Source organism: Tessaracoccus sp. MC1865, assembly GCF_017815535.1.
Classification (GTDB): domain Bacteria; phylum Actinomycetota; class Actinomycetes; order Propionibacteriales; family Propionibacteriaceae; genus Arachnia.
Genome location: NZ_CP072596.1, coordinates 2,368,056 through 2,386,826, shown reverse-complemented (window position 1 = coordinate 2,386,826; position 18,771 = coordinate 2,368,056). Strand labels below are relative to the sequence as shown.

The following is an 18,771-nucleotide window of genomic DNA, read 5'->3' as shown; positions in this document are numbered from 1 at the left end:
ATCCCTCATGAACTCACGCACTGCGGTGGTGGTCGGCGGTAACCGCACCCCGTTCGTCAAGGCCGGCGGCAAGTACGCCGCGGCGTCCGCTCAGGACCTGCTCACGGCCGCCCTCGACGGCCTGGTCGCCCGCTTCGGGCTGGCCGGGCAGAAGGTCGACGAGGTGGTGGCCGGGGCCGTCCTGAAGCACACCCGCGACTTCAACCTCACCCGCGAGGCGGTGCTCGGCTCGGCACTGTCGCCGTTGACGCCGGCGTGCGACCTCCAGCAGGCCTGCGCAACGGGCCTGGAGGCCGTCGTCTACGCCTCGAACAAGATCCGGCTCGGCCAGGCCGACGTGGCGATCGCCGGCGGTGTCGACTCCGCCTCGGATGCGCCCATCGTCGTCACTGAACCGCTGCGTCGGGCTCTGCTCGCCCTGAACCGGGCGAGGAACGTGCCCGAGAAACTGGCCGCGCTGAGTAAGCTGCGCCCGGGGGACCTGATGCCGGTGCCGCCCGCCGTCGTGGAGCCCCGCACCGGGCTCAGCATGGGCGAGTCCCAGGCGATGACCACCACCAAGTGGGGCGTCAGTCGCGAAGAGCAGGACGAACTGGCCTACCAGTCGCACCAGCGGCTCGCCGGGGCCTGGGACGAGGGCTTCTTCGACGACCTCGTCACCCCCTATCTGAAGGTCGCGAAGGACGGCATCCTGCGACCCGAGACCACCGTCGAGGCGCTGGGCAAACTGCGCACCGTGTTCGGCAGGGACAACGCCACCATGACGGCCGGCAACTCCACGGCACTCACCGATGGCGCCGCACTGGTGCTGCTCGCGGAGGAGGAACACGCCCGGGCCCAGGGGTGGCCGGTGCTGGCCAAGGTCGTCGATGCGCAGGTCGCCGCGTCGGATTACGTGACCGGCTCCGAGGACCTCCTGATGGCTCCCGCTCGGGCCATCCCGGAACTGCTGAAGCGCAACGGGCTCACGCTGCAGGACTTCGATCTCTACGAGTTCCACGAGGCGTTCGCCTCCACCGTGGTGGCCACCCTGAAGTCACTCGAGGAGCAGGGGCTGGGTGAAGTGGACCGCGCCAAGCTGAACGTGAAGGGGTCGTCGTTGGCCACGGGACATCCGTTCGCCGCCACCGGCGGCCGGATCGCCGCCTCGCTTGCCAAGATGCTGGCCGCCAAGGGACCCGGCTCGCGCGGGCTGATCTCGATCTGCGCGGCCGGTGGCCAGGGCATCGTCGCCATTTTGGAGGCCTGACATGGACGTTCTCGAAATGATCTACGGGACGCCCGCCGGAAAGTTCGTCGCCGGCAAGCTGGGCGTGTCAGAACCACCCACCCTGCGTCGTGGCCGCACCATGCCCACGGGCGAGGTGCTGCTGGGTGAACTCGACGGGGGCGGCATCGCCCGCGAAACGCTCGCCCGGCTGGGCGTGACTCCCGGGGAGCCGCTCCTGGACGTGGCCGACAAGCGGACCAAGGACGAGAAGGGGCGCGCGCAGGCGCCGCGTTACCCCCAGCGCCCGGGAGCGCTCGTCGTCGACGCGACGGGACTGCGGGAGATCGCCCAACTGGAAGGGCTACGCCAACTGCTGCGCCCGGTCATGCGCGGGCTGGAACCCTCCGGGCGCGTCATCCTGCTCGCCACCGACGCCTCGGAGGTCGAGGGCCTCGAGGCGAAGACGGTGGCGCAGGCCATCGACGGCATCAACCGCACCGTCGGCAAGGAACTGCGGGGCGGCGCCACGTCGAACCTGGTCTTCCTGCGCGGTGGGGCGTCTGCGTCGGACCTCGCGTCGACGATGTCATTCCTGCTGGAGGGCCGCTCTGCGTTCGTCTCCGGTCAGGCGTGGCGCGTCGGGCCGGCGGAGATCGCTCATGACGTGACCGACCAGCCGTTCGCGGACCGCCTCGTCGTGGTGACCGGCGCCGCCCGCGGTATCGGCGCGGCCATCGCCCGCACGTTCGCGCGCGACGGGGCCCTGGTGGTCGCCGTCGACATCCCCGGCGCCGGGGACGCGCTGGCCAAGGTCGCCAACGAGGTGCAGGGCTCCGCGCTGCAGCTCGACATCACGGTCCCCGACGCGGGTGCACGCATTGCTGCGCATGTCGCCTCCCGGTACCCCGGCCGTCACATCTGGGCCGTCGTCCACAACGCGGGCATCACCCGCGACAGGATGCTCGCCAACCTCGACGAGAAACTGTGGGGCTCCGTCCTCGACGTGAACCTCGCCGCCGAGATGCGTATCAACGAGTACCTCCTGAACAACGACGTCCCTGGCGGGCTCGGCGAGGAGGCCCGCATCGTCGGGATCGCCTCGACCTCCGGTGTCGCCGGTAACAAGGGCCAGACCAACTACGCGGCGTCGAAGGCGGGGGTCATGGGCCTGGTCTGGGCGATGCGCGACGAACTCCGGGACCGGCCCATCACGACCAACGCTGTGGCCCCCGGCTTCATCGAAACGGAGATGACCGCGGCCATCCCGTTCCTGCAGCGCGAGATCTTCCGCCGCACGAACTCGCTGAGCCAGGGTGGTCAGCCAGTCGATGTCGCCGAGACCCTCGCCTACCTCTGCGGCCCCGCCTCCGGCGGAGTCGACGGTCAGGTCATCCGGGTGTGTGGCCAGAACCTCGTGGGGGCCTGAGCCATGGGACGCGATGTGATCGAGTTGCGGGAACTGCCCGACGTCAACAAGTTGCTGCTCAAGGCCCTGACCGGTGCGGTGACCAAGAAGGGCCGACGCGCCCAACTGCCGGAGCGTTCCTTCCTGGTGATGGACCAGGGGCAGGACGTGGCGCGCCTCGCAGAGTACTGCCGCGTCACCGGGTTCTCCCTCCGCGACGAGGTGCCCGCCACGTGGCTGCACGTGCAGACGTTCCCGCTCCAGGCGGCGCTGATGGCGCAGGACGACTTCCCGTTCTCGCTGGCCGGGCTCGTGCACGTGACCAACACGATGCGGCTCCACCGGGCGGTCCGGGTGGGCGAACGCCTGAGGATGTCGGTGCGGACGGAGAACTTGGCACCGCATGCGAAGGGCGCGGCGTTCGACATGGTCGGCGAGATCCATGCGGGCGACGAACTGGTGTGGAGCGGCACCTCCAACTATCTGGCCACCGGCGCGAAGGTCGACGGCGAACCAGGGAAGTCGGTGCGCCTGGCTGCGCCCACGACGGCGCCGTCGCAACTGTGGCGGCTGCCTGCGGATCTCGGCCGGCAGTACGCCAAGGTCTCCGGCGACTCGAACCCCATCCACCTGTACCCGCTCACGGCGAGGCTCTTCGGCTTCCCGCGCCCGATCATCCACGGCATGTGGACGCACGCGCGGGCGGTGGCCGCACTGGGTGGTCGGCTGCCGGAGGCGTACGAGGTGCAGGTGCAGTTCGCCAAACCCATTCTGCTGCCCGGCAAGGTGGGCTTCACCGCCATCGAGCAGGACGGGAGCCGGCGTTTCGCCGTCGTGAGCAAGGAGGGCAAGCCGCACCTGGTCGGCGAGTTGAGCCCCGCGAGAAGCTGACCGCCGCCCGTCCGCGCGTCCCCCTGGGACATATCATGATCACAGGGCGTGACGGGAGGGCGGTGATGAGTATCCAGACTGGTGTTGTGGGTCGGCCGAGCATCTACGACGTGGCTGCGCAGGCCGGGGTCTCCCACACGACGGTGTCGCGGGTCCTGAACGGGCACCCCAACATCCGCGAGGCTACGCGCCTCCGCGTGCTGGCGGCCATCGACGAACTCGGCTTCACGCGTAGCTCGATCGCCAGGGCGCTGAAGACCAACCGGACGATGCGCATCGGCGCTTTCGTCGATTCGCCCTCCGAATACGGACCCAACACGACGCTGCGTGCAGTCGAGAGCGCCGCCCGTCGGCACGGGTATGCGGTCACCGCGTATGCGGCCACCGGTGACGACGACGGACACGTCGACGCAGGCCTGGCGGACTTCCGTAAGCAGGGGGTGGACGCCCTATGCGTCATCGCGCCCAGGGCCTCCTCTCTGGACAGGCTCCGCGAGGGCCCAATCGCGGTGCCCATGCTGGTGATCAAGGAGGAGCCGGACGCCGACCTTCACACCGCCTCCGTGGACCAGCGGGCCGGGGCGTCGATGGCCATGGCCCACCTCCTGGAGCTCGGCCACCGCAACATCCTCCATCTGGCCGGCCCCCTGGATTGGTTCGACGCCCGCGCCCGGGCCGATGCGTGGCGCGCGGCGTTGGGGGAGGCAGGGCTGCCGATCGTCGAGCCGGCCAAGGGCGACTGGTCGTCGGATTCGGGATACGCCTTCGCGAGCGCAGTCGAGCTTCGTGGGGCCACCGCCATCTTCGCGGCCAACGACCAGATGGCGCTGGGCATGATCCATGGCTTCATGGACCGGGGCATCAGAGTCCCTGAGGACGTCAGCGTCGTCGGGTTCGACGACATACCGGATGCGCGCCACTTCCTCCCACCCTTGACCACCGTGCGGCAGGACTTCGCGGCGCTGGGGCGCCTCGTCCTCCTCGAACTGATCGCGGCGATCGAGGGGCGCACAGTGGAGGACAGGGAGCTGATCGAGCCCGAGCTCCTGGTCAGATCCTCGACCGCCCTCCCGCGCATAGTAACGAAGGGGTAACACCCAGTGGTTCCCATGGCGCGATTGTTGCCGCTAGTGCAAGAATGTTCTCGGTAACAACGCCAATTTGGCGACCAGCCGGCTCGAGGAGGAGACCATGGCATTTACCAAAGGGGCACGCGCTCTCATCACTTTCTTCGCTGCGGGGGCGTTAGCCCTCACGATGGCCGGGTGTGCGGGTGACGCAGATCCCGAGCCCACAACCGATGCCACCGCCGGAGCCACCTCCGGCACTACCACAGATCCCGCTACCGATGCCGGCAGCGACGCCATTACCGTCGGCTACGTGGCCGTAGGTCCCGAAGGCGGATGGCGCGATGCACACGAGAAGGCCGTCCGCGACGCATTCGGAGCAGACGCCAGCTTCGACCTCAAGTACGCGCCGGCGTCGAGCCCGACAGACCAGAACTCGCAGATCAACGCGTTCAACACCTTCGTCAACGACGAGGTCGACGTGATCCTGCTCACCGCCACCGAAGCGTCCGGCTGGGGCGATTCGCTCGCGCTGGCCCAGGAGGCGGAGATCCCGGTCATCCTGCTGGACCGCGGCGTCGAAGGCAACGAAGACCTTTACGTCACCCGCATCGCCCCCGACAACGTCGCAGTAGCGGCGCAGGTGGGGGAGTGGGCACTGACGGCCTTCCCCGACGGAGCCAACTACTACGTGCTCGAAGGCGTGCCCGGCCTGTCCGTGGTCAACGAGCGCAACGAGGGCTTCGAAGGCGCCATCGCCGGCGCTGAGGGCTGGAACAAGGTGGGCTCCCAGACGGCGAACTGGAGTGCCGATGAAGGCAAGTCGGTCACCGAGACCGTGCTACGCGCCAACAACAACGACATCCAGTTCATCTTCGCGCAGAACGACGAGATGGGCATCGGCGCGGCGCAGGCCGTGAAGGATGCGGGCCTGACCCCTGGCACCGACGTCAAGATCGCCACCATCGACGGCACCTCCGGCGCGCTTGAGGCGTTGGCGGCAGGCGATCTGAGCTTCGTGGCTCAGTACAACCCGTTCTTCGGCGATCTGGCCATCGACGCGGTGAACAAGGCGCTGGCGGGCGAGTCGGTCGAGAAGACCATCATCGTCCCGGGCGAGGCCTTCGACTCCGCCGAGGCGGGCCAGAAGGCGCTGGACGACGGCATGGGCTTCTAGCCTGAGGCTAGGCAGTTCCGAAACCGCGCGGGGCCGCCGGTGATCCGGCGGCCCCACGCTCACACGAGAGGTGCGTGCACGATGACCGAGCCCGTCGTCGAGGTCCAGCGGGTGTCCATCACGTTTCCCGGCGTCAAGGCGCTAGATGACGTGAGCTTCCGCCTGCTTCCGGGCGAGGTGCACTCCCTGATGGGGGAGAACGGGGCCGGCAAGTCCACGCTCATCAAGGCGCTCACGGGCGTCTACCAGATTGACTCCGGCAAGATCCTCGTCGGCGGGGTTGAGCGGCACCTCACCGGCACGGCCTCGGCCCAGGCGGCTGGCATCTCCACCGTCTACCAAGAGGTCAACCTCTGCGCCAACCTGAGCATCGGCGAGAACGTCATGCTCGGCCATGAGGTCAGCGGACCGGTTGGCATCAACTGGCGCAAGACGCACGAGGAGGCCCGCAGGGCGCTGTCGCGGTTGGGTCTGGGACACCTCGACCCGCGGGCGCCCCTGTCGTCGATCTCGATCGCCCTGCAGCAGTTGGTGGCGATCTCGCGGGCGATGGCCACGGATTCCACCGTGCTGATCCTCGACGAGCCGACGTCGAGCCTCGACGCCAACGAGGTCGAGGTGCTTTTCACCGTGATCCGCCACCTGCGCGATCAGGGCGTCGCCATCCTGTTCGTCTCCCACTTCCTCGATCAGGTGTATGAGATCAGCGACCGGATCACCGTGTTGCGGAACGGGCAGTTCGTGGGCGAGTACCTCGTCGACGAACTCAACCGCACCGAGTTGATCTCGAAGATGATCGGCAAGGACTTCGAGTCGCTCAAGGCGCTGGGCTCGAACCGCCAGAGGGAGGCGCGGGACCGCACCGGAACGCCGCTGCTCTCCGCGAAGGCCCTGGGGCGCAAGGGCGCCATCAACCCCACGGACGTGGAGATCCACCCCGGTGAAGTGGTGGGCTTCGCCGGCCTGCTCGGTTCCGGACGAACCGAGTTCGCGAGGCTGATCGCGGGCGCGGACAAGGCGGATTCCGGCACGATCGAGGTCAAGGGCCGCAAGGTGACCATCGGGTCGCCGGTGGCGGGCCTCGCGCACGGAATCGCCTACTCCACCGAGAACCGGCGCGAGGACGGCGTCGTCGGCGACCTCAGCGTGCGCGAGAACATCATGCTGGCCGTCCAGGCCCGCCGCGGCTGGATGCGCAGGGTCCGAGCCAGGGAGGTCGACAAGCTCGTCGACACCTACATGGAGCGATTCGACGTGCGGCCACGGGACCCTGACCGCCCCATCCGGCTGCTGTCCGGCGGCAACCAGCAGAAGGTGCTGCTCGGCCGCTGGCTCGCCACCAACCCCGAGCTGCTTCTGCTCGACGAGCCCACCCGAGGTATCGACGTCGGGGCCAAGGCGGACATCCAGGAGACTGTCGCCGAACTTGCGCACGGCGGCATGAGCGTCGTGTTCATCTCCTCCGAGCTGGAGGAGGTGGTGCGTCTGTCCGAGCGCATCGTCATCCTGAAGGACCGCGAGAAGGTGGGCGAAGTGGTCAACGGCCCGGGCGTGAGCGCCGAGTCCATCGTCTCGATCATCGCGGCGGAATCCGAGCCCGGGGCCGAGGAGCGCGCCAGCGCCGGGACGGGGGCCGGGGCATGAGCCGGGTCAAGACGGTCCTTCGGGCCTCGTGGTTCTGGGCCATCGTCGGCATCGCGGTGCTGCTGCTGGTCAACACGTTCAAGGATCCGCGCTACCTGTCCGTCGGCCTGAACCCGACGACTGGGATGATGACGGGCAACGTCCTCGACATCCTGCGCGTCTCCGCGCCGATCATCATGATCTCCCTGGGGATGACGTTCGTGATCGCCACCGAGGGCATCGACCTGTCGGTGGGTTCGATGATGGCGGTCGGCGGCGCCGTCGCGATGCAGACGCTCAGCAACCTGAGCGACCCGACGTCGGTCGCCGCGATGCTGCAGGCGATCGGCCTTGCGGTGCTCCTGGCCGTCGTGCTCGGCGCCGTCAACGGCGTATTGGTCGCCGTCGTGGGGCTGCAGCCGTTCATCACCACGTTGGTGATGATGATGGCCGCCCGCGGGATCGCCCGGGTGGTCACGGGCGGGCAGAACACCAACGCGCGCAACGAGCCCTTCCGGCTGCTGGCCAACGGCCAGATTCTGGGCATCCCCACCAGCTTCGTGCTTGCGCTCGTCATCGTCGTGCTCGTCGCGCTGTTGATGCGGCGCACTGCGCTGGGGTTGATGATCGAATCCATCGGGATCAACCCGCACGCCAGCCGCCTGGCGGGCATCCGGCCGCGGCCCATCCTCATCGCCGTCTATGCGCTGGCGGCCGTCCTGGCCGCGGTCGCCGGGATGTTCAACGTCTCCGAGGTGATGACGGTCAACCCGTCGAGCACCGGCAACCTGATGGAGATGGACGCGATCTTGGCGGTCGTGATCGGTGGCACCTCCCTGGCGGGGGGCAAGTTCTCCGTCCTAGGCTCGACGATGGGCGCACTGCTGATCGCGACCCTCAACAAGACCGTGGTGTTCCTGGGAGTGCCGTCAGCCGCCACGCCCGCGTTCAAGGCATTGGTGATCATCGTCCTCGTGCTGCTGCAGTCCGAGCGGATCCGTAATCTGCTGTTCCGCCGGAAGACGCCCGGGGCGCCCGCGGCGCCGTCGGGCAGAAGATCCGGGTCTGAACCGAAGGAGGTCGTGTCGTGAACGCGCCGAACACGCTCGTCGACGAGGTGCGGCCTGCACCCGATCTGCCTCGCGCCCAGGAATCCCGCGCGAGTGGCGTGGCCGGGTGGTGGCATCGCGCCCAGCGCCTGCTGCCCACCCTGATCGCGTTGGCGCTGCTGCTGGGCATGCTCATCTACGCGCAGGTCGCCTACGGTCGGGTGTTCCACCCCGGCACGATGTCGGACCTGCTGGGAGGAGCGGCACCCATGCTCATCCTCGCGGTGGGCATGACGCTGGTGATCATCTCGGCCGGCATCGACCTGTCCGTCGGGGCCGTGGTCGCCTTCAGCTCCGTGGCCGGGGTGATGCTGATGGGCCAGGGCCTCAACGGGTGGCTGGGCGTGTTGGCGATGATCGTCCTCGCGTCGCTGTTCGGGCTGTTCGCCGGGGTCATGGTGCAGTTCTTCAACGTTCAGCCCTTCATCGCGACCTTGGCGATGATGTTCCTGGCGCGCGGGCTCGCGTCGATGCTCACCACTGACGTGGTCCGGGCGCCCGAGGGCTCTCCGTTCGAGTGGCTGTCGACGAGGTGGAAGCTGTACGACGGGCCCAAGGTCAACGACTTCACGGTCACTCCTGGGGTGATGATCGCGCTCCTCGTCGTGCTCGGCGCCGTGTTCTTCATGCACCGCACTCGGATGGGGCGCACGGTGTACGGCATTGGGGGGTCGGAGAACTCGGCCGAGTTGATGGGGCTGCCCGTGGCGCGGACGCGGCTGCTGATCTACGTGATCTCGGGCGCATGCTCGGGCTTGGCGGCGGTGGTGTACACCGCCAGCGTGCAGGGCTCGGCGCGCAACGTGACGGGCTTGGGCTGGGAGCTCGACGCGATCGCGGCCGTCGTCATCGGGGGCTCCCTGCTGACGGGAGGGGCGGGCTACGTGCTGGGGTCGGTCATCGGGGTTCTGGTGTTGCAGGTGTTGCGGTTGATCATCACGAAGGACGGCTCGATCGACCCGCAGTACCTGACGATCATCACGGGCGCAGTGCTGTTGGTGTTCGTCCTGCTCCAGCGGTTGTTGGCCAAGAGGCGAAGCGGGCGTTGACAGGACGCCCAGCGAGCGCAGGGCCAGAAGGGGGAGGCTAGGATTTGGCCATGAGCGTCCCCAATGTGCTGGCCAACCGTTACGCGTCGACGCAGATGCGCCAGATATGGGCCCCCAAGGCCAAGATCATCTCCGAGCGGAAGCTGTGGCTCGCAGTGCTCCGGGCCCAACGCGACCTCGGCGTCGACTTCGGGGGCGCTGACGCCGACGAGGTGATCGCGGCCTACGAGAGCGTCGTCGACCAGGTGGATCTGGCTTCCATCGATGAGCGCGAGCGCGTCACCCGCCACGATGTGAAGGCTCGCATCGAGGAATTCAACGCGCTCGCCGGGTTCGAGCACATCCACAAGGGCATGACCTCGCGCGACCTCACCGAGAACATCGAGCAACTGCAGGTGCTCGAATCGCTGCGGGTGGTACGCGTCCGCGTCGTCGCCACGCTCTCCGAGCTCGCCCGCCTGGCCACGCAGTACGCCGACCAGCCGCTCACAGGCCGCTCGCACAACGTCGCCGCGCAACTCACCACGCTCGGCAAGCGGTTCGCCACCGCCGCCGACGAACTGCTCGTCTCGCTCGACCGGCTCGACAACCTGATCACCCGCTACCCTGCCCGCGGTATCAAGGGCCCCGTCGGGACGGCGCAGGACATGCTGGACCTTCTCGGGGGCGACGCTGACAAGCTGGCCGAGCTGGAACGCCGCATCGCTGAGGAACTCGGCTTCGGCGCGGTGTTCACCTCCACCGGTCAGGTCTACCCGCGCTCCCTGGACTACGACGCGGTGACCGCCCTCGCGCAGATCGCCGCCGCTCCCTCGAATGTAGCCACGACCATCCGCCTGATGGCAGGCATCGAACTGGTCACCGAGGGGTTCAAGGAGGGCCAGGTCGGCTCGTCGGCCATGCCCCACAAGATGAACACCCGCTCCTGCGAGCGCGTCAACGGCCTCGCGGTCATCCTGCGCGGCTACGTCTCGATGCTGGGTGAGCTCGCCGGCGACCAGTGGAACGAGGGCGACGTGTCCTGCTCCGTGGTGCGCCGCGTCGCGCTGCCCGACGCGTTCTTCGCCCTCGACGGGCTGTTCGAGACCTTCCTCACAGTGCTGGCAGACTTCGGCGCCTTCCCGGCTGTCATCGAGGCCGAACTCGAGCGCTACCTGCCCTTCCTCACCACCACCAAGGTGCTGATGGCGGCGGTGCGCAAGGGCGTCGGCCGCGAGGTGGCGCACGAGGCGATCAAGGAGCACGCCGTCGCCGTGGCGCTGGATCTGCGCGAGGGCGCGCGCACCAACGACCTGCTCGACAGGCTGGCCTCCGACGACAGGCTCGGCCTCACGCGCGACGAACTGGGCGGGCTCGTGGGCAGCCCCCTCGAGTTGGCCGGCACGGCCCAGGCGCAGGTGGCGCGCGTCGTCGCCCGGGTGGCGGAGATCGTCGAGGCTGATCCCGAGGCCGCGGCCTACCGCCCGGGATCCGTGCTCTGAGTTGTCCACAGCCTGACCGCAGCACCGGACACGGTGACCCGGGAGACCTGTTCAATGGCGGCATGCGTCGCAGAAACGAGAGAGGGTTGTCGCTGTCCGTCTGGACAGCGGTGGCCCTCCCCGCGTTCATCGTCACCGTCGGCCTCGGGGTGGACTTCGCCGGACACGCCGCGGCCGAGCAGGAGGCCCGGGAGATCGCGGCCCAGGCAGCCCGCGCCGCCACGCACCAGGTGTCGCTGACGGACGCCGGCGTCGGGCTGGACATCGCGGCAGGCAAGCGGGCGGCCCTCGGTTTCGCACAGGGAGCCGGCTACACCGCCGACGTGCGGCTCACGCAGGCCTCGGGTGCGCACGTCACGGTGCGGGGCACCTATGACACCGTGTTCCTCGGTCTCATCGGCATCCACGGCATCGCGGTCGAGGGTGAGGGTGCCGCACGCGGCGTACCCGTGACGCGTAGTTGAAGAATTGACATGTTCGCTGCAGGAGATGAGGGGAATGAGGTGGGCCATCTGGCTGGTTGTGGGCGGGTGACAAGGCCCTAGAGAAGGACCCCCCATGACTGATGTGGCAGCGCGGCCCAAGCGCGTACAGGTGACCGGCGCGTGGGCGGACGGCGACAAGACCCCGCTCAACCCGAACGAGGAACTCAAGCAGGCCGACGACGGCCTGAACGTCCGCCAGCGGATCATCGACGTGTACTCGAAGCAGGGTTTCGCGTCGATCCCCGGCGACGACCTCCGGGGCCGCATGCGGTGGTGGGGCCTCTACACGCAGCGCAAGGAGGGCATCGACGGTGGCCAGACGGCCACGCTGGCGCCCGAGGAGCTCGACGCTGAATTCTTCATGATGCGCGTGCGCTCCGACGGCGGCGCCCTGTCCAACGAACAGCTGCGGGTGATCGCCGGCATCTCCTCCGAGTTCGCGCGCGACACCGCGGACATCTCGGACCGCCAGAACATCCAGCTCCACTGGATCCGCATCGAGGACGTCCCTGAAATCTGGGAGCGTCTCGAAGCGGTGGGGCTCTCCACCACCGAGGCCTGCGGCGACGTGCCCCGGGTGATTCTCGGCTCCCCGGTGGCGGGGATCGCGGCGAACGAACTGGTCGACGGCACCCCCGCCGTGCGGGAGATCCTGGAGCGCTACATCGGCAACCCGGAGTTCTCCAACCTGCCGCGCAAGTTCAAGACCGCCATCTCCGGCAACACCACGCTCGACATCGTGCATGAGGCCAACGACATCTCGTTCGTCGGCGTGGTGCACCCGCAGCACGGGCCGGGCTTCGACCTGTGGGTGGGCGGCGGACTGTCCGTCAACCCGATCTTCGCGCAGCGGCTGGGCGCATGGGTGCCGCTGCACGAGATCCCCGACGTGTGGGCCGGCGTCACGTCGATCTTCCGCGACTACGGCTATCGCCGCCTCCGCAACAAGGCACGCCTCAAGTTCCTCATGGCGGACTGGGGCCCGGAGAAGTTCCGGCAGGTGCTGGAGGACGAGTACCTCCACCGCCGCCTCGTGGACGGTCCGGCCCCGGACGTGTCGCAGGCACGCCGTGACCACATCGGCATCCACCCGCAGAACGACGGGCTGTTCTGGGTGGGCGTGGCCCCCATCGCCGGCCGCGTCTCCGGCACGCGCCTCAAGCGCATCGCCGACCTGGCGTCGCAGTACGGGTCCGGGCGCGTCCGCCTCACCCCGCACCAGAAGTTGCTGGTGCTCGACGTCCCCCTGGAGAACACGGAGGCCCTCGTCGCGGCGCTCAACCCACTCGACCTGCAGGCGCGCCCCTCTGAGTTCCGCCGGGGTGTGATGGCCTGCACCGGGATCGAGTTCTGCAAGCTGGCGCTCGTCGAGACCAAGGCCCGGGCACGCACCGTCGTCGAGGAACTCGAGGCTCGGCTGCCGGACTTCGACGTGCCGTTCACCATCCACGTCAACGGGTGCCCGAACGCCTGCGCCCGCACTCAGGTGGCGGACGTCGGCCTCAAGGGCATGGTGCAGCAGGACGCCGACGGCAACCTGACGGAGATCTTCCAGGTGCACCTGGGCGGCGGCCTGGGCTTCGAACCCCAGCTCGCGCGCAAGACGCGGGCGCTGAAGGTCGCCGCCGAAGACCTGCCGGAGTACATCGAGCGGCTCGCTCGCACCTTCCTCGCGCAGCGGATCGACGGGGAATCCTTCCGTCAGTGGGCGCACCGCGCGGAGGAGGACGACCTCCGATGACCCTCCGCGAGACCGCGGCAGAGGCGCAGGCGCGTTTCACGGGGCTGGAGGCCGACGAGCGCTATCAGGGGCACCTCGGGCGGGTGGCGCTCACCCGCGAGGTGCTCACCTGGGCGGCCGACACGTTCGGCTCCGACGTGACGGCCGCCTCGTCCATGGGTGACGAGGTGCTCGTCGAGCTCATCGCCCAGAGCGCCCCATTTCTCGACGTGTTCTTCCTCGACACCGGCTTCCACTTCCCGGAAACCCTCGAGACGCGCGACCACTACGCCGGCCGGGTCCGGCTGCGCACGGTCCTGCCGCTGCTCACCGTCGACGAGCAGGCTGCGCAGCACGGGCCACGGCTCTTCGAGTCCAACCCCGATCGCTGCTGCGCGATCCGCAAGGTCGAGCCCCTGGAGCGCGCCATCAGCGGGCACAGTGCCTGGGTGACGGGCATGCGCCGCGTCGACGCGCCCACCCGTACCGACATCACGCTCGTCGGTTGGGATGCCAAGCGCGCCATGATCAAGATCAACCCCATCGCGGCGTGGACGGACGACGACGTCGACCGGTTCGCCTTCGAGGAGGACGTCCACCTCAACCCGCTGCGCCAGAAGGGCTACCCGTCCATCGGTTGTCAGCCCTGCACCCGGCCGGTCGCGGCCGGCGAGGATCCCAGGGCCGGCCGATGGTCGGGCAAGAACAAGACGGAATGCGGACTACACACATGAGCTACATCCTGAGCCACCTGGAACACCTCGAATCAGAGGCCATCCACATCTTCCGCGAGGTCGCGGGCGAGTTCGAACGCCCCGTGATCCTCTTCAGCGGCGGCAAAGATTCCGTCGTCATGCTGCACCTGGCGCTCAAGGCGTTCGCGCCCGCCCCGCTGCCGTTCTCGCTGCTGCACGTCGACACCGGGCACAACTTCCCGGAGGTGCTTGACTACCGTGACCGCACCGTCGAGCGCGTCGGCGCCAGGCTCCACGTGGCCAGCGTGCAGGACTACATCGACGACGGCAGGCTCCGTGAGCGCGCCGACGGTACCCGCAACCCGCTGCAGACAGTGCCGCTGCTCGACGCCATTGAGAAGGGCCGGTTCGACGCCGTCTTCGGGGGCGGCCGCCGCGACGAGGAGAAGGCCCGGGCCAAGGAGCGCGTCTTCTCGCTGCGCGACTCGTTCGGCGCCTGGGACCCGCGTCGGCAGCGGCCCGAACTCTGGGACCTGTACAACGGCCGGCATGCGCCGGGCGAACACGTGCGGGTGTTCCCGCTGTCCAACTGGACGGAGCTGGACGTCTGGCGCTACATCGAGCGGGAGCAGATCGAGCTGCCCAGCCTGTACTACGCCCACCGACGAGAACTGTTCCAGCGTGACGGCATGTGGCTCGCGCCAGGCGATTGGGGCGGCCCGACCAACGGGGAGACGCTCGAGACCCGCACGGTGCGCTACCGCACCGTCGGCGACATGAGTTGCACCGGCGCCGTCGAATCCGATGCCCGCGAGGTGTCGGACGTCATCCTCGAGGTGGCTGCCTCGCGGATCACGGAACGCGGCGCCACGCGTGCCGACGACCGCCTCTCCGAGGCTGCGATGGAAGACCGTAAGAAGCAGGGGTATTTCTGATGAGCACGCACGACCTTCTCCGTCTGGCCACCGCGGGCTCCGTCGACGACGGTAAGTCCACGCTCGTGGGCCGGCTGTTGTACGACACCAAATCCGTGCTGGCGGACCAGCTCGACGCCGTGGACCGGGTGTCCCGCGAGCGCGGGCTCGAGGGCCCGGACCTGGCGCTGCTGACCGACGGTCTGCGCGCCGAGCGCGAACAGGGCATCACCATAGACGTGGCGTACCGCTATTTCTCGACGGCCAATCGCTCCTACGTACTCGCCGACACCCCCGGCCACGTGCAGTACACGCGCAACATGGTCACCGGCGCCTCGACGGCAGAGCTGGCGCTGATCCTGGTGGACGCGCGGCACGGCGTCGTCGAACAGACGCGTCGGCACCTCGCAGTGACGGGGCTGCTGGGAGTGCGGCACGTCGCGATCGCGGTGAACAAAATGGACCTCGTCGACTGGGATGAATCCCGCTTCACCGAGATCGTCGCTGATGCCCGCACGGTGGCCGCGCGCTTCGACATCCAGAACGTGCTCGCGGTGCCGCTCTCGGCGCTGCGGGGCGACAACGTGGTGGAGCGCTCCGCCAACACACCCTGGTACTCGGGCCCGACGTTGCTCGAGCACCTCGAAGCGGTGCCCGTGGGCACAAACCCGGCCACCCAGCCGCTGCGGCTGCCCGTGCAGGCCGTGCTACGCCCGCAATCGGACGGGCATCGCGATTACCGCGGCTACGCGGGACGCATCTCCGCAGGCATCGTCCGGGTGGGCGAAGAGATCGCTGTGCTGCCCTCTGGCCGCCGCTCGCGCGTCGTCGGCATCGACCAGGGTCAGGCCGACGGCACGGTGCGCGAGCTCACTGAGGCCTTCGCGCCGCAGTCGGTGACGGTCAGGTTGGCAGATGACATCGACATCTCCCGCGGCGACCTGCTCGCCTCTGCGGAAGAGCCCGGGCACGTCACCCGCACCGTCAGCGGCATGGTGTGCGTGCTCTCGGAGCGCCCGGTGCGCCCCCGCGACCGCGTGCTGCTGCGGGCCGGCACCCGCACCGTCCGGGCGTTGGTGGAGGAGATCCTGGACCAGCTCGACATCGAGGCCGTCGAATACATCCGCGCCCCTCAGCAGTTGGAGCTCAACGACATCGGCCGCGTCCGCATCCGGCTGGCCGACGACCTGCCCATCGACGACTACCACGAGCTGCGGCGCACCGGGGCGTTCCTGTTGATCGACGAAGCCGACGGTGCCACCATGGCCGCGGGCATGGCCGACGCTCCGGACCGCTACGCGGGGGCGGAGATCTGATGGACATCGTGCTGATCGCGCACGGCTCGGCGGACCCGCGCCACGCGGCCGCCATCGAGCGGATCGCCGACGCCGTGCGGCTGCGCCAGCCGGGCCGCGAGGTGCACACGTCGTACCTGGACCACCACGGCCCGACGATCGACGACGTGGCCCACGCACTGCAGGGCCGGCCCGCCGTCGCGGCCCCCGTGCTGCTGACCAAGGCCTACCACGCGAGGGTCGACATCCCGGCCGCCGTGGCGGCGCTCGAGGCGCACGGTTCCGCGGTGACGCCGACGCCGCCCCTCGGCCCGGATTCTCGCCTGCTCGCGGCCTGCGAGGAGGCGCTCACCGCGGCCGGTGTGCCGCCGGAACCGGACACCGCGGTGCTGGTGTTCGTGGCAGGATCCTCCGACCGCCCCGCCGTGACGGCAGTGGCCGACACGATCACCGCCTCTCCACGGCTGGGGTGGGGCCGATGGGCCGTTGCCGCGCTCGACGGCGGGGACGCCGTCGAAGAGGTCGTCCCGCGCCTGCGCGGCGAGGCGTCGCGGGTGGTCGCGGTGAGCTTCATGGTGGCGGAGGGCATCCTGCGCGACCGCATGGTCGACCGGTGCGCAGCGCTCGGCATCGACATGGTGCCCGGTGCCCTCGGCGACACCGGGGCCTTCGCGGATCTCCTGGTGGCGCGCGTGAACGGCGATCACACCGCCACTGTGCTGCGGCACGCGGATCCGGCGGCGCCAGCGCTGGTCGCCTGAGGGTTTCGGTGCCGCGGCCCCCGGCGGATTCTGCAGAATGCCTTGCAGATCCGGCGCCGGGACAGTGCACTAGAGCAATGAACGAATACGACGTGATCGTGGTGGGCGGCGGCGTTGCGGGTCTCCAGGCGGCGCTGATGCTGGGCCGAGCCTGTCGTCGGGTGCTCGTGGTGGACAGCGGCAGCCCCCGCAACCGCTATTCGGAGCACATGCACGGCGTATTGGGCAACGAGGGTGTTGACCCCGCCGAGTTGCTTGCCAGAGGCAGGGAGGAAGTGGGCCGCTACGGGGTGGAGATCCGCCGCGGTGCGGTGGACCGCGTGGACCTGACCGATGCGGGGGTCCGCGTCAGCCTTCCCAACGGTGAAGCGGTCGCCGCGCGCGCCCTCGTCGTCGCCTCGGGCATGACGGACGAACTTCCCGAGGTGCCGGGGCTGGCCGCGCGCTGGGGCCGGAGCGTCCTGCACTGCCCCTACTGCCACGGATGGGAGGTGCGGGGTCAGCGGCTGGGTGTCCTGGCCACGTCCGCCACGGACGGGCACCGGGCGCAGCTGATCAGGCAGTGGAGTGACCACGTGGTGTTCTTCGCCGCGGCCACGCACCCCGTCGAGGAAGATGAGGAGGCGCGGCTGCGGGCACGTGGGGTCGAGTTCGTCACCAGCGCCGTGGCGGAGGTGCTGGGCGAGGGGGACGAAATCAGCGGTGTTCGGACCGACGACGGTCGCGTTGTGGAGATCGATGCGCTGTTCACCGGCGGCGAGTCCTTACCCCACGACACGTTCCTGCGCCACCTCGACCTGGCGCGCACGAACGGACCGATGGGCAGTCTCCTGGAGGTCGACGAGGTGGGCGCCACCAGTTCAGGGCGTATCTGGGCCGTCGGGAACGTGGTCAACCCGGCCGCCACCGTCCCCATGGCCATGGGTGCCGGGGCGCTGACGGGCGGTGCGGTGAACATGGCGCTGATCCAGGAGGACTTCGACCGGGCGCAGGGCGACGGCGCCGGGATTGGTACGCTCACCCGGTGAGTCAGTACGGGCACCTCCTCAACCTCCCCCTCCTGCACGCGGGCAAGGTCCGCGAGTTGTACGCAGCGGACGGGCGCATCCTGATGGTCGCCACCGACAACATCTCGGCCTACGACCACGTGCTGAGCACGCTCATCCCCGACAAGGGTGCGATCCTGACCCAGCTGTCGTTGTGGTGGTTCGACCAGCTCACGGACATCATCGAGAACCACGTCGTTTCCACGGAGGTGCCGGAGGCGGTCGCTGGCCGCGCCACGCTGGTGGAGTCGCTGGATATGGTGGAGGTGGAGTGCGTCGCGCGCGGCTACCTGACCGGGTCCGGTTGGACGGAGTACCAGGAGTCGCGCACCGTGTGCGGGGTGCCGCTGCCCGAGGGCCTGCGCGACGGTGACAAGCTGCCCGAGCCCATCTTCACGCCGGCCATCAAGGCGCCGATGGGGGAGCACGACATGAACGTCGACTACGCCACCATCGCCGGCATCCACGGCGAAGCGCTCGCTGCACAGTTGCGGGACCTCACGCTGCAGATCTACTCGCGGGCCGCCGAGCTCGCCGCGGACCGCGGCATCATCCTGGCCGATACGAAGTTCGAGTTCGGCCGCCGCCCGGACGGCACGCTCGTGCTGGCCGACGAGGTGCTCACCCCCGACTCCTCGCGTTTCTGGGACGCAGCCCTCTGGACGCCGGGCGAGTCGTTGCCCAGCTTCGACAAGCAGTATGTGCGTGACTGGCTGGCGAAGGAGTCCGGCTGGGACAGGGCCTCCGACACCCCGCCGCCGGCCCTTCCGGACGACGTGGTCGCCGCCACCCGCAGCCGTTACCTCGAGGCTTACCGCCGGTTGACGGGCGAGGACTTCACGG

At 69.0% G+C, this 18,771-nt stretch carries 16 protein-coding genes and 1 pseudogene; all 17 read left to right on the top strand.

The window, feature by feature from the left end:
• The first annotated feature begins 7 nt into the window (after window positions 1-7).
• On the top strand, window positions 8-1,249 hold the full coding sequence (locus J7D54_RS11120; protein ID WP_182763946.1) for an acetyl-CoA C-acetyltransferase: 1,242 nt from the start codon (window positions 8-10) through the stop codon (window positions 1,247-1,249).
• A 1-nt stretch (window position 1,250) separates the two neighbouring features.
• Complete coding sequence (locus J7D54_RS11115; RefSeq protein ID WP_182763945.1) at window positions 1,251-2,636, top strand: 3-oxoacyl-ACP reductase; 1,386 nt, start codon at window positions 1,251-1,253, stop codon at window positions 2,634-2,636.
• Between the two features lie 3 nt (window positions 2,637-2,639).
• Window positions 2,640-3,506 carry a MaoC family dehydratase gene (locus tag J7D54_RS11110; RefSeq protein WP_182763944.1) on the top strand — a complete coding sequence of 289 codons (867 nt, stop codon included), beginning with the start codon at window positions 2,640-2,642 and terminating at the stop codon, window positions 3,504-3,506.
• 65 nt (window positions 3,507-3,571) lie between these two features.
• The gene (locus J7D54_RS11105; RefSeq protein WP_182763943.1) at window positions 3,572-4,600 is read left to right on the top strand and encodes a LacI family DNA-binding transcriptional regulator; all 1,029 of its coding nucleotides are present in this window, start codon (window positions 3,572-3,574) and stop codon (window positions 4,598-4,600) included.
• 97 nt (window positions 4,601-4,697) lie between these two features.
• A complete protein-coding gene (locus J7D54_RS11100; protein ID WP_182763942.1) occupies window positions 4,698-5,750 on the top strand; it encodes a substrate-binding domain-containing protein in 1,053 nt (350 codons plus the stop codon).
• 81 nt (window positions 5,751-5,831) lie between these two features.
• Window positions 5,832-7,394 (top strand): sugar ABC transporter ATP-binding protein, encoded by a 1,563-nt coding sequence (locus J7D54_RS11095; protein WP_182763941.1) that lies wholly within the window; start codon window positions 5,832-5,834, stop codon window positions 7,392-7,394.
• Entirely contained in the window at window positions 7,391-8,464 is a 1,074-nt protein-coding gene (locus J7D54_RS11090; RefSeq protein WP_182763940.1) for an ABC transporter permease, read from the top strand. The genes J7D54_RS11095 and J7D54_RS11090 overlap by 4 nt, the downstream gene beginning before the upstream one ends.
• On the top strand, window positions 8,461-9,531 hold the full coding sequence (locus J7D54_RS11085; RefSeq protein WP_182763939.1) for an ABC transporter permease: 1,071 nt from the start codon (window positions 8,461-8,463) through the stop codon (window positions 9,529-9,531). Before J7D54_RS11090 ends, J7D54_RS11085 begins: the two co-directional genes overlap by 4 nt.
• Window positions 9,532-9,581: 50 nt before the next feature.
• Window positions 9,582-11,012 carry an adenylosuccinate lyase gene (purB, locus tag J7D54_RS11080; protein WP_182763938.1) on the top strand — a complete coding sequence of 477 codons (1,431 nt, stop codon included), beginning with the start codon at window positions 9,582-9,584 and terminating at the stop codon, window positions 11,010-11,012.
• A 62-nt stretch (window positions 11,013-11,074) separates the two neighbouring features.
• Window positions 11,075-11,476 (top strand): pilus assembly protein, encoded by a 402-nt coding sequence (locus tag J7D54_RS11075; protein ID WP_182763937.1) that lies wholly within the window; start codon window positions 11,075-11,077, stop codon window positions 11,474-11,476.
• A 94-nt stretch (window positions 11,477-11,570) separates the two neighbouring features.
• Window positions 11,571-13,238, top strand: coding sequence for a nitrite/sulfite reductase (locus J7D54_RS11070; RefSeq protein ID WP_182763936.1), 1,668 nt, complete (start codon window positions 11,571-11,573; stop codon window positions 13,236-13,238).
• Window positions 13,235-13,951 carry a phosphoadenylyl-sulfate reductase gene (locus J7D54_RS11065; RefSeq protein ID WP_182763935.1) on the top strand — a complete coding sequence of 239 codons (717 nt, stop codon included), beginning with the start codon at window positions 13,235-13,237 and terminating at the stop codon, window positions 13,949-13,951. The genes J7D54_RS11070 and J7D54_RS11065 overlap by 4 nt, the downstream gene beginning before the upstream one ends.
• Window positions 13,948-14,847, top strand: coding sequence for a sulfate adenylyltransferase subunit CysD (gene cysD / locus J7D54_RS11060; protein WP_198928267.1), 900 nt, complete (start codon window positions 13,948-13,950; stop codon window positions 14,845-14,847). Before J7D54_RS11065 ends, cysD begins: the two co-directional genes overlap by 4 nt.
• A complete protein-coding gene (locus tag J7D54_RS11055; protein ID WP_182763933.1) occupies window positions 14,847-16,142 on the top strand; it encodes a sulfate adenylyltransferase subunit 1 in 1,296 nt (431 codons plus the stop codon). Before cysD ends, J7D54_RS11055 begins: the two co-directional genes overlap by 1 nt.
• Entirely contained in the window at window positions 16,142-16,882 is a 741-nt protein-coding gene (locus J7D54_RS11050; RefSeq protein WP_182763932.1) for a sirohydrochlorin chelatase, read from the top strand. Before J7D54_RS11055 ends, J7D54_RS11050 begins: the two co-directional genes overlap by 1 nt.
• Before the next feature lie 77 nt (window positions 16,883-16,959).
• Window positions 16,960-17,910 carry an NAD(P)/FAD-dependent oxidoreductase gene (locus J7D54_RS11045; RefSeq protein ID WP_182763931.1) on the top strand — a complete coding sequence of 317 codons (951 nt, stop codon included), beginning with the start codon at window positions 16,960-16,962 and terminating at the stop codon, window positions 17,908-17,910.
• A pseudogene (locus J7D54_RS11040) lies at window positions 17,907-18,758 on the top strand (phosphoribosylaminoimidazolesuccinocarboxamide synthase); the annotation flags it as partial. The gene J7D54_RS11045 and the pseudogene J7D54_RS11040, both read left to right, overlap by 4 nt.
• Window positions 18,759-18,771: the final 13 nt, after the last annotated feature.

What these genes read in the sequence shown, in the direction of transcription:
- J7D54_RS11120 (WP_182763946.1), top strand. Translation starts at nt 8, where the DNA reads ATGAACTCACGCACTGCGGTGGTGGTCGGCGGTAACCGCACCCCGTTC.
- J7D54_RS11115 (WP_182763945.1), top strand. Translation starts at nt 1,251, where the DNA reads ATGGACGTTCTCGAAATGATCTACGGGACGCCCGCCGGAAAGTTCGTC.
- J7D54_RS11110 (WP_182763944.1), top strand. Translation starts at nt 2,640, where the DNA reads ATGGGACGCGATGTGATCGAGTTGCGGGAACTGCCCGACGTCAACAAG.
- J7D54_RS11105 (WP_182763943.1), top strand. Translation starts at nt 3,572, where the DNA reads ATGAGTATCCAGACTGGTGTTGTGGGTCGGCCGAGCATCTACGACGTG.
- J7D54_RS11100 (WP_182763942.1), top strand. Translation starts at nt 4,698, where the DNA reads ATGGCATTTACCAAAGGGGCACGCGCTCTCATCACTTTCTTCGCTGCG.
- J7D54_RS11095 (WP_182763941.1), top strand. Translation starts at nt 5,832, where the DNA reads ATGACCGAGCCCGTCGTCGAGGTCCAGCGGGTGTCCATCACGTTTCCC.
- J7D54_RS11090 (WP_182763940.1), top strand. Translation starts at nt 7,391, where the DNA reads ATGAGCCGGGTCAAGACGGTCCTTCGGGCCTCGTGGTTCTGGGCCATC.
- purB (WP_182763938.1), top strand. Translation starts at nt 9,582, where the DNA reads ATGAGCGTCCCCAATGTGCTGGCCAACCGTTACGCGTCGACGCAGATG.
- J7D54_RS11075 (WP_182763937.1), top strand. Translation starts at nt 11,075, where the DNA reads ATGCGTCGCAGAAACGAGAGAGGGTTGTCGCTGTCCGTCTGGACAGCG.
- J7D54_RS11070 (WP_182763936.1), top strand. Translation starts at nt 11,571, where the DNA reads ATGACTGATGTGGCAGCGCGGCCCAAGCGCGTACAGGTGACCGGCGCG.
- J7D54_RS11065 (WP_182763935.1), top strand. Translation starts at nt 13,235, where the DNA reads ATGACCCTCCGCGAGACCGCGGCAGAGGCGCAGGCGCGTTTCACGGGG.
- cysD (WP_198928267.1), top strand. Translation starts at nt 13,948, where the DNA reads ATGAGCTACATCCTGAGCCACCTGGAACACCTCGAATCAGAGGCCATC.
- J7D54_RS11055 (WP_182763933.1), top strand. Translation starts at nt 14,847, where the DNA reads ATGAGCACGCACGACCTTCTCCGTCTGGCCACCGCGGGCTCCGTCGAC.
- J7D54_RS11050 (WP_182763932.1), top strand. Translation starts at nt 16,142, where the DNA reads ATGGACATCGTGCTGATCGCGCACGGCTCGGCGGACCCGCGCCACGCG.
- J7D54_RS11045 (WP_182763931.1), top strand. Translation starts at nt 16,960, where the DNA reads ATGAACGAATACGACGTGATCGTGGTGGGCGGCGGCGTTGCGGGTCTC.